This window comes from Halomonas sp. KG2, assembly GCA_030440445.1.
Classification (GTDB): Bacteria; Pseudomonadota; Gammaproteobacteria; order Pseudomonadales; family Halomonadaceae; genus Vreelandella.
On record CP098528.1, the window covers coordinates 2,915,536 to 2,929,883 of the forward strand.

A 14,348-nucleotide genomic window follows, 5' to 3' on the forward strand; every position below is an offset into this window, starting at 1 on the left:
AGCTCAAAGAACGCCAGTCAGCGTGCTTAGCCGAGCAGGTGCTCAACGGCTGCGCGCTCTTCACGCAGTTCTTTCTCGGTGGCCTGCATCTTCTCTTTGCTGAACGCGTCCAACTCAAAGCCTTGAACGATTTCATACTTGCCACCCTGACAACGCACTGGGTAGGAGTAGATGATGCCTTCTTCAATGCCGTAGCTGCCGTCAGACGGGATCGCCATGCTAACGATACCATCGCAACCCAGCGCCCAATCACGCATGTGATCAATCGCTGAAGACGCCGCAGATGCTGCAGAAGACGCGCCACGGGCTTTGATAATCGCCGCACCGCGCTGCTGTACTGTCGGGATAAAGTCGTTTTCGTACCAGTCACGCTCGACCAGATCGAAGGCGGCTTTGCCGTCTACTTTGCACTGCGCCAGATCAGGGTACTGAGTAGCACTGTGGTTGCCCCAGATAATCATGCTGTCGACGTCGGTAACGTGCTTGCCGGTTTTCTGAGCCAGCTGTGTCAGCGCACGGTTGTGGTCCAAACGCGTCATCGCAGTGAACTGGCCTGCATCGAGGTCCGGCGCATTGCAAGAAGCAATCAATGCGTTGGTGTTAGCCGGGTTACCGACAACGAGTACGCGCACGTCGCGGCTAGCGTGATCGTTCAGCGCTTTACCTTGTACAGAGAAGATCGCGGCGTTGGCTTCCAGCAGATCTTTACGCTCCATACCCGGACCACGCGGACGTGCACCTACCAGCAAGGCGAAATCGGCATCTTTGAAGGCAACGTTCGGATCATCAGTGGCAACGATGTCTTGTACCAGCGGGAAAGCACAGTCGTTCACTTCCATGACAACGCCATTCAGGGCGTCCATGGCTTGGGGAATTTCGAGAAGCTGGAGAATGACTGGCTGATCCGGCCCCAGCATATCGCCAGCGGCGATGCGGAAAATAAGAGAGTAGCTGATCTGGCCGGCACCGCCGGTAATCGCAATACGTACTGGATCTTTCATCATTGCTCCTTGATGGTTCGCCTAGGGTGGGTTCTCGCCTGAGAGTGGGACGACAGAACTCAAGACGCAAAGATGGTATGCCCAGATGTGCAAAAACTCAATCATACATGAGACTACTACCCATTCTCGCAGTAGCTTGGTACTCGCTGCCAGACGCCAGTTGCGCTATGGTGTGTCGGTCACTAAGCCTTAACTCTTAGTATGACATACCCTTCAGCATGACTTGCCTTGTGTGATTTTTTTGGGTTAATACGGATATAACTACCCCATGCGACGAATCCCCTACTCTTACGCGCTTGCTAGCCTGCTGGTTCTAGCGCTTGTGATATGGCTAGCGGTTGGCGATTTCCAACGTTTTCAAAGTAGTCCACCTGACGTAAATGCCACTGAACGCGACGCAACACCTCGTGTAGAGGTGATGACCCAGCAGAGCGCGCCCTATATTCCTAAGCACGTGCTGCAAGGCCAGCTAACTGCTGAAAAAGAAACACTGCTGCGCGCCAATGTAACTGGCTATGTCGCAGAAAAACCGGTGGCCCAAGGAGAAACCGTCAGCCGAGGCGAGACACTGCTGGTACTAGACAACGATGCGCTCCCCCAACGCCTACAGCAGGCACGTGATGAGTTAACGCTTGCTGAAGCGGAGTACGCCGGCGCCCAAAACCTGCGTCGCCGTGAGCTGATTTCTCAGCCAGAACTGCTGCGCCTGCAAAGTGCCTTAAGCGCCAGCGCCGCCCAGGTAGCTCAGTTAGAAAAGCAGTTAAGCGATACTCGCCCTACCGCGCCCTTTGAAGGCGTGCTGGACCGCGTCCAGGTTGAACTTGGCGACTTACTGCAACCAGGCGAAGAGTGGGCACGGCTGATCGACGATCGGCGCTTAATCGGCACCGCTTGGGTGGCTCAACAGCAAATCGGCGAGTTAAGCGTTGGCTTACCTGTCACCGCGCGACTGCTCAATGGCCAGTCGCTTTCCGGCGAAGTGTCTTACATTAGTAGTCGTGCAGAAGAAGCCACTCGCACATTCTATATCGAAGTAACGCTCGACAATCCAGAAAGGCAACGCCTAGCAGGGAGCAGCGCTGAATTCACCATAACGCTGCCACCTCGACAAGTGCATACTCTATCGCCTGCTCTCTTTAGCCTGGATGAGCAGGGGCAACTAGCCATCAAGCACGTTGTTGAGAATAACCGCGTTGCCCAAACGGCGATTGAATTGGTCAGTGCTGATACCGAACGTGCCTACGTTACTGGCTTGCCAAATCCTGTTCAGTTAATCACCCTCGGCGCAGGGTTAGTCAGCCCAGGCGACACCGTAACACCCGTATCTACCCAGGAAGGTGGTCATGCGTCAGTTGATTAATGCGGCGCTAACCCACACGCGAACCACCCTGCTGCTCCTGGTTGGCTTGCTGCTGGCGGGTACAACCGCCTGGCAGATGATTCCCAAGGAAGCCAATCCAGACGTCACTATCCCGATTATATACGTCTCGCTTTCGCTGGAAGGCGTTAGCCCGGAAGATGGTGAGCGCCTGTTAGTTCGCCCAATGGAGCAGGAGCTGCGTGGAATCGAAGGGCTGCGCAAATTTACCGCCCAGTCTAGCGAAGGTCATGGGTCGGTAACGCTGGAGTTTGATCCTGGCTTTGATCCGGATACAGCGCTTTCTGATGTACGCGAACGCGTGGATATCGCCCGCAGTAGCTTACCGGATGAAGCGGACGAGCCTCGGGTCATGGAGGTTAACGTCTCTGAGTTTCCGGTGCTGAGCATCGGCCTTTCCGGCGAGTTGGATACTAGAGAACGGGTAACCATTGCACGTCGCCTAAAAGAGGAAATAGAGGGCATTGCCGACGTCCTAGAGGTCGATATTGCTGGCGACCGCGAGGACTTACTCGAAATTGTCGTTGATCCACTGGTACTGGAAAGTTACGGCGTTGATTTTGATACGCTGTTTAATCAAATCTCACGCAATAATCGCCTAGTTGCTGCGGGCAGCTTGGATACCGGCGCCGGACGGCTAGCACTAAAAGTACCAGGCATTATCGAATCGTTAAACGATGTCATGGACATGCCGGTGAAAGTTGACGGCGACCAAGTGGTTACGTTTGGTGATGTTGCGTGGATTTTACCGACCTACAAAGATCCCGAAGGATTCGCCCGTATCGACGGCCAGCCTGCGGTAGTGCTGGAAATTTCCAAGCGCGCGGGGGCGAATATCATCGCCACCATTGAAGCCGTAAGAGAACGCTTTGCCCAGGCAGGCGACCTGCTGCCTGAACAGCTGCGTATTACCACGATTTTAGACGAGTCGGTTACCGTTCAAAATATGCTCTCTGAGCTGTTAAATAACGTGCTCACCGCAGTGGTGCTGGTATTAATTGTTGTCGTAGCCGTGATGGGCTGGCGCATGGCGCTGCTGGTAGGCCTGACCATACCCGGCGCGTTTTTAACCGGCATTCTTCTGGTTTGGGCATTTGGTTTTACGCTCAACATTGTGGTGCTATTTGCGCTGATCTTAGTGGCTGGCATGCTCGTGGATGGTGCGATTGTAGTCAGCGAGCTCGCTGATCGACACCTGCATGAGGGGCAGTCTCCCCACCAGGCTTGGCTGAATGCCGCAACACGCATGAGCTGGTCGGTTATTGCCTCTACCGCGACAACGCTTGCGGTATTTATACCACTGCTATTTTGGCCAGGCGTGGTAGGTCAGTTTATGAAGTACCTGCCTGCCACCGTCATCTTGTGCCTTCTTGCGTCGCTAGCCATGGCTCTGGTGTTTTTGCCAACCCTGGGGCGATTGTTTACCCGCACATCCCATACAGCAACCGCGGGTGCTGGCCCGGTCGACGAAAGCACGTCGCTTGGGCGCGCCTATCGCCGCGTACTCGGACGTTTACTGCAGCATCCCACCTGGGTGCTCGTGTTTGCGGTGCTGTTAATTGGGTTGATTTATACCGGCTATGCTCGTTTTAATCATGGCGTTGATTTCTTCCCCAGCGTAGAGCCGGACAGCGCGCAGGTGCTGGTACGTGCCCGAGGCGATTTTTCCGCTGAAGAAACCGACACCATCCTGAAGCGGGTGGAAAGCCGACTGGGCAGCATGGGAGAAGTCGAAGCCCTTTATGCACGCTCTTTTGCGGTGCCTAACCAGCAAATGGGCAATGATGTGATCGGGATGTTGCAGTTTCAGTTTGTCGACTGGTACCAGCGCCGCCCTGCCCGCACGATTTTGGCTGACATGGCCGAGCGCACTCAAGATCTACCGGGGATAACGCTAGAGTTTCGCGAGCAGGAGATGGGGCCTGGTGGCGGCAAACCTATTGTGCTCGAAATCAGCGCCACTGATCCAGACATCGCAAACGCCGGCGTTGACCAGATTACGGCACTAATGCACGAGCTAGGCGGCTTTACCGACATCCAGGATAATCGCAGCCTGCCCGGGGTCGAATGGCAGGTAAAAGTTAACCGTGAAGCCGCTGCCCGCATGGGCACCGATATCACCACCATTGGTAGTGCTGTACAGCTACTGACCACTGGCCTTCAAGTGGCCAACTACCGTCCCCCCACCGTTACTGATGAGGTGGATATTCGCGTGCGCTTACCGGAACACTGGCGCACGCTCAACCAGCTTGAACGACTGACGATCAACACCCCACGAGGCCAAGTGCCTATTGCTCACTTTGTAGACATTACGCCCGCCCCCAAAGTAGGCACCCTGAATCGTATTGATGGACGCCGTGCGATTACCGTTGAGGCCGATTTAGCAACAGGCTATTTAGCGGACGAGCGGTTGCGAGCGCTACTAGATGCAGGCCAAAGCCAACTTGACGATAGTTTGATGGTTAATGTGGCGGGTGAACAAGAAGATCAGCAGGAATCCATGCAGTTCTTGATCAGCGCTTTCTTGATCGCGATTGGGCTAATGGCGCTGATTCTAGTGACACAGTTCAATAGCTACTATCAAGCAGCGCTAGTGCTATCGGCCATTGTGTTCTCCACTGCGGGCGTTTTGATGGGGCTGCTCATTACTGGCCAAGCGTTTGGTATTGTCATGGTGGGCATGGGCATTATCGCCCTGGCAGGTATTGTCGTTAACAACAATATCGTTTTGATCGACACTTACAACGAGCTGCGCGGCCAAGGCATGCCCCCAACCGAAGCGGCACTAGAAGCAGGCACCCTGCGCTTACGCCCAGTGCTTCTCACCGCTATTACCACCGTGCTGGGGTTAATGCCGATGGTGCTAGGGATTAACGTTAATCTTTTTGCACCCACGCTAGGATTCAATGCCCCTTCGGCTCAGTGGTGGACACAAATGTCCAGCGCGATTGCAGGTGGCTTAACCTTTGCCACTGCCCTAACGCTCTTGCTAACGCCTTGCATGTTAGTAATAGGCGGCAAGGTGAGGCGTGAGAAGTAATAGGTGAGGTGTGAGAAGTGAGAAGTGAGAAGTGAGAAGTGAGAAGTGAGAAGTGAGAAGTGAGAAGTGAGAAGATCATCGCGAGCTAAAGCTCCCTCCTACAAGATACCGTGCCACTGTTCTACTGTAGGAGGCCGATTTATCGATGGTCCGACATCTCGGCGATCGCGGCGCAGCCGCCCTTAGCATGCTCAAAGAGCATCGCAAGCTACAGCCTCCTCCTACAAAACACCTCGCCGATGTTCTATGTTACAAAAATAGCTGTCGGAATAGGAACCAGTATACAAGGAGCCTAGCATGCACAAAGGTCATCAGCTTCGACAAGGTAGGCACTCCATTACAGGTGCATGCTATCTAATTACAATCACTACACAGCGGCGGCAGCCTACATTTACAGTATTTGAGCACGCATGCAGTGCCTCAAGGCATTTTTACCATCCGCGTGTCTTGGAGATAGCGACAACCTTATCATTTGTCGTGATGCCAGATCATATTCATTGGCTCTTGCAGTTAAATGGAAATCTATCGGAAGCCGTTCGCCGTTACAAAACATATGTTTCATTAGATATCGGTCAGCGCATATGGCAAGACGGATTTCACGACCGAATGATTAGACAAGAGGAGTCATTAAAAGGAGTAGCCAGATACATCGTAGCAAATCCGTTAAGAGCAAACTTGGTGAATGATATCATTCAGTACAGCTATTGGGATGCTGCTTGGCTGTAATCAATATATTACATCACCACTGCTCTTGTAGGAGGCCGATTTATCGGGCGATGGCGGCGCAGCCGCCCTTAATATAGCCAGGCGCATTAGCTTGGATCATCGTCGAAGTGTCGAACCAAAGCTAAAGCTCCCCCTACAATATCCAGGCTATTTACCTAAACACCATCGCGAGCTGAAGCTCCCTCCTACAAGATACCGTGCCACTGTAGGAAGCCGATTTATCGGTGGTCCGGCACCTCAGCGAGGCGGAGTAGCCACCGCCCTTAGTTAGCAGCAACAAAGTCCGAACACCATCGCGAGCTGAAGCTCCCTCCTACAAGACACCGTGCCACTGTAGGAGGCCGGTTTATCGGTGGTCCGGCACCTCAGCGAGGCGGAGTAGCCACCGCCCTTAGTTAGCAGCAACAAAGTCCGAACACCATCGCGAGCTGAAGCTCCCTTCTACAAGACACCGTGCCACTGTTCTACTGTAGACATGATGGATTGACCTGCCCCTCCTCAACTTCGTGGGTTATGTTGAGGTTGAGGCAACAACGCAGAGCCACTATTAAGGGAGGCAGGTCATGAAACAGTCTAGCGTAAATCAACCGTCCTTTGGTGAACGCCGTAGCGGCGCTGGCAACGTCCATGCCGCTTATATCGGCCTGGATGTGCACAAGGCCACCATTGCCGTCTCTATCGCCGAGGCGGGGCGGCTCGAGCCCGAGTTTCGTGGCGAGATTCCTAACGAATCCAAGGCCATTGACAAGATGATTCGCCAGCTCAGCCAGCGGTTCAACGGGCAGCCTCTGTTGTTCAGTTATGAGGCTGGCCCTTGTGGTTACGGCCTCTATCACCAGATTCAGGCCAGCGGCCATGATGGCGAAGTGGTTGCCCCATCACTGATTCCTCGTCGTGCGGGAGATCGCGTCAAGACCGACCGACGAGACGCCGTCATGCTGGCCCGTCTCTCACGTGCTGGCGAACTCACGCCGGTCTGGGTGCCCACGCCCGAGCAGGAAGCCATTCGTGATCTGACACGTGCCCGTGAGGATATGAAGGCCATTGAGCTTAAAGCACGTCAACGTCTGAGCGCATTCTTGCTACGCCACGGCAAGGTCTACACTGGCAAAAGTAAGTGGATACCGGTTCATTTTCGCTGGCTCGAGACCGTCCGCTTCGATAATCGGATTCAGCAGATCGTGCTACAGGAGTACATTGAGGCCGTGAGAGAGGCTCAACGACGCGTTGCAGGGTTAGAGAAGCAAATGGAAGCGGCGTTAATGGAGTGGTCACTGGCCTCGGTGGTTCGGTCGCTAATGGCGATGCGTGGGATCAGCCTGATTACCGCCATGACAGTGCTGGCCGAGCTGGGTGATATCAGCCGGTTCGACTCACCGCGGCAACTGATGGCCTACCTGGGACTAGTGCCCAGCGAGCACTCCAGTGGCGGTAGTCGCCGACAGGGAGGCATCACTAAAACGGGTAATGGTCATGTGCGTCGTGTGTTGGTGGAGGCCGCCTGGAGCTATCGCTTCCCCGCGCGCAAGACGCGCATTATTGAGAAGCGAGCCGAGCAGACCACGCCGACGGTGCAGGCAATCGCCTGGGAAGCACAGAAACGACTCTGCGGACGTTACCGTCGATTGGCGGCCACGGGCAAGATGAAGCAGCAGGTTATCACCGCCGTCGCGCGCGAATTGACGGGGTTTATGTGGGCGATTGCCTGTGAGGCTATGGGCAAACCGCACGGAAGCCGGGCAACCGCATGACTATCACGTTCCAGTGTCTAGGTGTCAGGGAGCGTCGGGCCGGTGGGAGAACCCCTGGCCCTCCTATGAGGCCCCGCCCTCTGGGGCTGGGTGACCCTCGCTTGTAGAGCAGGGTAGCTCCGCGACGAAGTGATGACAGGTCGGTAACCAACCCACGAATACCAGAGAGATCCACCGTCGCAGATAGCCCTTCGCTTCCTGACCCCTAGGCATTGAGGACAACCGAATGAACGAAAGATAACCGTGCCCTTGACAGGTCAATCCATACCAGGAGGCCGATTTATCGGTGGTCCGACATCTCGGCGATGGCGGCGCAGCCGCCCTTAATATAGCCAGGCGCATTAGCTTGGATCATCGTCGAAATGTCGAACCAAAGCTAAAGCTCCCCCTACAATATCCAGGCTATTCACCTAAACACCATCGCGAGCTGAAGCTCCCTCCTACAACACACCATGCTATGGATAATGGGAAAAATTAAGCTGGTGACTTCATCTGCTGTGGGCTGTGGGCGGCGTGCAGGCGGGCGATTAGCTGGTCTTCAAGGGCGAAGCGCTCTGCCAACCCTTTCGCTAAGCGGTCAATCCAGGCGGGTAAACGCACTAGATTCTGCTGACAGCGTACCGGTGAGGCGAAGTCTTCATCGAATTCCAGCACCATGGCCGTTGACAATTCTAAGCGCTCAAGAAGCTTTGCCGCGATTTGTAATGCACTCTCATCGTCGAATGCCTTCGCTTCCTCAGCAAGCTGGGGGTAAATCTCGAAGTGCCCAGCGCTGATGTAGTCCATCAACAACTCACTAAAGGTGTCAATGCGCGCTTTGCTAATCGCCTCTAATTCGGCGTCACAAGCTTCTTTCAGCTCAATGAAGCTGACTAACAGCGAGCGGCGCTGATCAAGCCAGCGATCAATCAAACTGTGCACGCCCCCCCAGCGCTCCAGGGCATTTTTGCAATCTTCGAGCATGGGGCTTTCTCCTTACAGATAGCCGTCTTCAACTGAGCTAGACTCGCGCGTCCGTGGACACCTGTCAATCCTAGCGGGTACGGTTTACTTAATTAAATGAGGCCAATCAATTAACGTAAACCATACCACTTATTTAACTCTTTTTTACAGACCATGTTTTTACAGACTATGTTTTTAAAGACCACAGAATACGCAGAGGCGCAATCGCGAGCAATAAAAAGCCGATCAAGGTCCATGCAGGCAGCGACAGGCCTAAGAACATGAAATCGATGTCAGCACACTCACCAGAGCCGGTAAGCACCATGGCAACCACTTCTTGCATCGGCAAGATATCCATCATGTACTCAAGGCCTGGGCCACAGGTTGGCACTTCGTCAGCGGGCAAGCCTTGAAGCCATACATGCCTTCCGGCAACAAAAGCACCCGTACCTACTGCGGCTAAGCTCAGCAAACCGTAGATAGCTTTGCCTACTTTGCCACTTGGGTTATGAAGTGCAGCGATACCTAGCACCAGCCCTGCGGCAATCACCGCGACCCGCTGAAAAATACACAACGGGCAGGGTTCCAACCCCATAATATGCTCAAGCCCCAAGGCTACCGCCATCATCAGAACACAAAAGGCGAAGCCCGCTAACGCGATAGGGCGAACTGCTAATGATGTCATTGACCATCCTCTGGTGAAATAGCAGACAGCGCTCTGGACTCACGCGCTTTGGCAAAGTAAGTGCTTAGGAACCCACTAAAGCTCTCTTGATCGGCTTCTTCAATATCGTGCTGTTGTTGGTGCGAGGTCTCGATCAACTGAGCAAGCAGTGCTTCACGAGAACGTAGCATGGGCGTGGACTTAAGCTTGTCGGCTTGCTCTTGAGCCAATTGCAACAGCGTATCGCTGAGCGAGCCATTACCAGCTTCCAGGCGCTCCAGTAGTTGCGCTGAGGGGGTTAGAGAAGGATCTTTCAGCCGCGGCGCTAGCTCAGCGAGTGCCGACGCATGAGGAGTACTCTCTTCTACAGCATCCAATAGGCGTGCCACTTCGGCCATTTCCGCAAAAATCTGCTCGCCCCACTCCTTCACAGTCGTCGTTTTGCCGTTATGGATCAGCTTCAGCGCTGGGTCACGCCCACGCTCAACGACGAAACGGCGATTGTCGTCTAAGCGGTCGCACTCTTCGTCTGAAATCCACGGGCTATCGCTTAGTAGACACCACATTAAGAAGGTATCAACAAAACGCATCTGAGCCTCGGTGACACCTAGCGGGTCGAATGGATTAAGATCCAAACAGCGTACTTCGATGTACTCCACCCCACGCGCTTCCAGGGCTTGACTGGGCGTTTCGTTGTGCTTGGCGACTCGTTTAGGGCGAATATCGCTGTAGTATTCGTTTTCAATCTGCAAAATATTGGCGTTTAACTGCTGCCACTCGTCGCCGTTCTTCACGCCCAGCTTTTCGTAGTCTGGCCACGGAGTGGAAATAGCGTGCCGTAGCGTGTTGACGTAGTTGGACAACGAGTTAAAGCAGATTTTAAGCTGCGACTGCACTTTATTCTGATAGCCCAAATCCGACATACGTAGCGTGGTCGCATAGGGGGCGTAATAGGTGTCGTCGCTCAGCGACTGCAGTTTTTCAGGCACTGTACCAGTTGGCAGGAAGCTTTTGTCGATGGCGGGTGATGCGCCAAATAGGTAGAGCAGCAGCCAGCTATGACGACGAAAATGCCGAATCATGCCGAAATAACGCGTAGAGCGATAATCGTTAAAAGGAATATTGGTGGCTTTTTCAAGCTCACGCAGGGCATGCCACATATCATCGGGTAGCGATACGTTGTAATGCACCCCGGCGATAGCCTGCATAATACGCCCGTAGCGCACATCCAACCCTTTACGATAGACATGCTTCATGGTGCCCACATTGGAGCTGCCATAGTCAGCAATCGGTACGCTATCGTTACCGGAAAGCCGAGACGGCATGCTGCCTGGCCAAATCCACTCATTTTCCAAGTAGTGATAGGTAAACGTGTGCAGGTCTGATAAAAATGCCAACGCCTCTTTTGGCTCTGAACACACCGGTGTGATGTACTCCAATAGCGCTTCGGAGTAGTCAGTGGTGATATGTGGGTGGGTTAGCTTTGAACCCAGCGCGTAGGGGTGCGGCGTTTGAGCAATATGGCCGTTGGCGTCAACGCGCAGGCCCTCTTTTTCCACCCCGCGACGCAGGCGACCTAGACGCCCTAAACGCGCGCTAGGGAGCAAACGCTCAACCTGGGCGGTCAGTGTGGATGGCACAGTGAGAGGTTCAGACAAGGTGAACACTCCTTGTTAGGAAGGCCTGCTTAAAGCAGGCCTTGTTGAAATCAGCTGGCATCGCCATGCGGTTTATCACGTTTTTTTACCGAGAATAGACAGCAGGATATGGCGGCAACCATTAAATATTCAAGACGCGCGACTATTTGCCCTGCTTTGCTTTAAGCAGTGCTGCGCCGAGCGCGCCCATTGGTACCGCTGCTTCGCTGGACTTTCCTCCCTGGCGTTGACCACGACCATTCTGTCCAGAACTGGCCGACCGCTGACTACGCGCAGGCTTACGGGGCTCGTCGTTAGTGGAATTTGCAGCTGCTTGCGCCTGTTCTGGCTCATCATCCAAACGCATTGAAAGCCCTACCCGCTTGCGGGGGATATCCACGCTCATCACCTTAACGGTAACGATATCGCCTGCTTTGACTACACTGCGGGGGTCATCGATAAAGCGGTCAGAGAGCGCTGAAATATGCACGAGCCCGTCTTGATGAACGCCAATATCTACAAAGGCACCGAAGTGGGTCACGTTGGTGACGGTACCTTCCAGCACCATGCCCAGCTTCAGGTCTTTGAGTGTTTCGACGCCTTCACGGAATTCAGCCGCCTTAAACTCAGGGCGCGGGTCGCGTCCTGGCTTATCCAGCTCTTTGAGAATATCGCTGACGGTAGGAACACCAAAACGCTCGTCAGCGAAGTCGGCGGGTTTTAGTGCTTTTAGCGTTGCACTATCACCAATCAGGCCTTTTATATCTCGACTATTTTGCTTGGCAATACGCTCTACCAGCGTATAAGCCTCTGGGTGAACAGCACTGGCATCCAGCGGATTTTCGGCGTTGCTGATGCGTAAAAAACCAGCACACTGCTCAAACGTCTTTGGCCCAAGGCGGCTAACTTCCAACAGCTCTTTACGGCTTTTGAACGCCCCTTGAACGTTGCGTTGGGCAACAATATTTTCAGCAATGGCAGCACTTAGCCCAGCAACACGTGAAAGCAATGCGCTAGATGCCGTATTGAGATCCACACCGACAGCGTTAACGCAGTCTTCTATCACGACTTCTAGACTACGTGACAGCTGCACCTGGGAGACATCGTGCTGATACTGTCCAACACCGATAGATTTCGGCTCGATTTTCACCAGTTCTGCAAGCGGGTCTTGCAGACGGCGAGCAATAGAGACGGCGCCGCGCACAGTGACATCAAGATCCGGCAGCTCGCGGGAAGCGTATTCCGATGCAGAGTAAACCGACGCACCGGCCTCAGACACCATGACTTTACTTAAACGATGTTCGGGTGCTAACGCCTTCAGCAGATCACCTGCCAGCTTGTCGGTTTCACGACTGGCGGTGCCATTGCCAACGGCAACGAGTTGAACGCCATGCAGTTTAACCAGCTTAGCGAGCACATTGAGCGATTCGTCCCAGCGATTCTGCGGCGCATGGGGGTAAATCGTCGCTTGGTCGATAAATTGACCGGTCGCATCCACCACCGCAACCTTGCAGCCGGTTCTTAGCCCCGGGTCAATCGCGAGAGTCACTTTTTGCCCTGCAGGTGCTGCCAGCAAAAGGTCTTTCAGGTTGGCGGCAAATACCTCGATAGCGGTCAACTCTGCCTGCTCGCGCAGGCGACCTAACAGCTCGGTTTCAAGCGCGGTGTAGAGCTTTACACGCCACGTCCAGCGCACTACTTCGCTCAACCATTTGTCGGCGGGGCGACCTTCATCGCTAATACCCACTTGTTTGGCAATGGCGACCTGGGCCGGATGAATTGGCGCGTCCTCTTCGCCAGGCAGACGAATCGCCAGACTTAGAATGCCTTCGTTGCGACCACGGAACATAGCAAGCGCACGGTGAGATGGCACCTTGGCCAGTTTCTCGTCATGCTCGAAGTAGTCAGAGAACTTCGCGCCCTCCTGCTGCTTGCCATCTAGCACACGGGCACTTAATTCGCCCTCTTGCCATAACCGTTCACGCAACCGGCCAATAAGTTCAGGGTCTTCGGCGAAGCGTTCCATGAGAATTTGCTTAGCACCATCAAGGGCGGCTTTGGCATCTTCAATGGCTGGAATATCGCCTTCTGCAGGGCGCAGGTACTGCGCTGCTTCGCTTTCGGGATTAAGCTGCGGATTGGCCAACAGGGCATCAGCCAGAGGCTCTAAGCCCGCTTCACGGGCAATTTGCGCTTTCGTGCGGCGCTTTTTCTTAAACGGTAGGTATAAGTCTTCCAGGCGCTGCTTCGTCTCAGCTGCCTGAATCGTTGCTTTTAGCGTGGCATCCAGCTTGCCTTGCTCATCGATAGCCGCTAGTACGGCTTCACGGCGCTCTTCCAGCTCGCGCAAATAGCGCAGGCGCTCATCCAGTTGGCGCAGCTGAATATCATCGAGGGCACCCGTTACCTCTTTACGATAACGAGCAATAAACGGCACGGTAGCGCCACCATCCAGAAGCTCTACCGTTGCGGAGACCTGTTCAGGCCGTACGTTTAGCTCAGTGGCTAAGCGTGAAATAATGCGTTGTTTGACATCCATAACGTGCAACTAACTCATGCAGCATTCGAGGTGCCGACAAGGTACCACAATCGCTGCATGAACGCCCTACGCGGGCACAAACCGCAGTGCTACACCGTTGTTGCACCAGCGCAAGCCGGTAGGCTCTGGACCATCACCAAAGACATGGCCTTGATGACCACCACAGCGCGCACAGTGATATTCTGTGCGTGGCCACACTAGTTTGAAATCCAACTTGCTTAACAAGTGGCCCTCAACATGCTCAAAAAAACTGGGCCAACCGGTGCCAGAGTCATACTTCATTGCGCTGGTAAAAAGTACAAGATCGCACCCAGCACAGCGGTACTCACCTTCCCCAACCTCTCCGTCCAAGGGGCTTGAAAAGGCGCGCTCAGTTCCCTCTTCGCGGAGCACGTAAAAGGCTTCATCAGTCAGGCGTTCACGCCATTCGTCTTCGCTTAATTCAAGCTTTTCAAGGCCAGGAGCTGCTTTAAGGTCTAATCGCGGAAAGCCAAACGAGACGCCAGGAAGAACACCTGCCAATCCCGTTAGTCCAGCAAGACCCAAAAAGTGACGACGCTTCATTTGCGCACTCCCCCTTAACACGTCAAGGACATAGACACAAAAACGGGACGGCGCCTTAGCACCGTCCCGTTTTGACTACTTGACTGTCCAAACGTTCGATTAGTTA

Annotated in this window: 10 protein-coding genes; 4 read left to right on the forward strand and 6 right to left on the reverse strand. The window is 54.1% G+C overall.

What is annotated here, in order from left to right; all coding sequences use genetic code 11:
• Positions 1 to 26: 26 nt before the first annotated feature.
• Positions 27 to 1,001 carry a malate dehydrogenase gene (locus NDQ72_13595; protein WKD30402.1) on the reverse strand — a complete coding sequence of 325 codons (975 nt, stop codon included), beginning with the start codon at positions 999 to 1,001 and terminating at the stop codon, positions 27 to 29.
• 268 nt (positions 1,002 to 1,269) lie between these two features.
• Here NDQ72_13595 and NDQ72_13600 point away from each other — a divergent pair, with 268 nt between their 5' ends.
• From NDQ72_13600 to NDQ72_13615, 4 genes are all read left to right on the forward strand, one after another.
• Positions 1,270 to 2,361: an efflux RND transporter periplasmic adaptor subunit gene (locus tag NDQ72_13600; GenBank protein ID WKD27093.1), complete on the forward strand. Its 1,092-nt coding sequence runs from the start codon at positions 1,270 to 1,272 to the stop codon at positions 2,359 to 2,361.
• The gene (locus tag NDQ72_13605; protein ID WKD27094.1) at positions 2,345 to 5,419 is read left to right on the forward strand and encodes an efflux RND transporter permease subunit; all 3,075 of its coding nucleotides are present in this window, start codon (positions 2,345 to 2,347) and stop codon (positions 5,417 to 5,419) included. Before NDQ72_13600 ends, NDQ72_13605 begins: the two co-directional genes overlap by 17 nt.
• A 297-nt stretch (positions 5,420 to 5,716) precedes the next feature.
• Entirely contained in the window at positions 5,717 to 6,145 is a 429-nt protein-coding gene (locus tag NDQ72_13610; GenBank protein WKD27095.1) for a transposase, read from the forward strand.
• A gap of 563 nt (positions 6,146 to 6,708) precedes the next feature.
• Entirely contained in the window at positions 6,709 to 7,896 is a 1,188-nt protein-coding gene (locus NDQ72_13615) for an IS110 family transposase (GenBank protein ID WKD27096.1), read from the forward strand.
• Positions 7,897 to 8,370: 474 nt separating this feature from the next.
• Here the strand turns inward: NDQ72_13615 and rsd are convergent, their stop codons facing one another.
• The 5 genes from rsd to msrB all read right to left on the reverse strand — a co-directional run bounded on the left by rsd (position 8,371) and on the right by msrB (position 14,242).
• Positions 8,371 to 8,859 carry a sigma D regulator gene (gene rsd, locus NDQ72_13620; protein ID WKD27097.1) on the reverse strand — a complete coding sequence of 163 codons (489 nt, stop codon included), beginning with the start codon at positions 8,857 to 8,859 and terminating at the stop codon, positions 8,371 to 8,373.
• Positions 8,860 to 9,025: 166 nt separating this feature from the next.
• A complete protein-coding gene (locus NDQ72_13625) occupies positions 9,026 to 9,523 on the reverse strand; it encodes a disulfide bond formation protein B (GenBank protein ID WKD27098.1) in 498 nt (165 codons plus the stop codon).
• On the reverse strand, positions 9,520 to 11,160 hold the full coding sequence (gshA, locus tag NDQ72_13630; protein WKD27099.1) for a glutamate--cysteine ligase: 1,641 nt from the start codon (positions 11,158 to 11,160) through the stop codon (positions 9,520 to 9,522). Before gshA ends, NDQ72_13625 begins: the two co-directional genes overlap by 4 nt.
• A gap of 142 nt (positions 11,161 to 11,302) precedes the next feature.
• Positions 11,303 to 13,678: an RNA-binding transcriptional accessory protein gene (locus NDQ72_13635; GenBank protein ID WKD27100.1), complete on the reverse strand. Its 2,376-nt coding sequence runs from the start codon at positions 13,676 to 13,678 to the stop codon at positions 11,303 to 11,305.
• A gap of 66 nt (positions 13,679 to 13,744) precedes the next feature.
• On the reverse strand, positions 13,745 to 14,242 hold the full coding sequence (msrB, locus tag NDQ72_13640) for a peptide-methionine (R)-S-oxide reductase MsrB (protein WKD27101.1): 498 nt from the start codon (positions 14,240 to 14,242) through the stop codon (positions 13,745 to 13,747).
• Positions 14,243 to 14,348 lie beyond the last annotated feature (106 nt).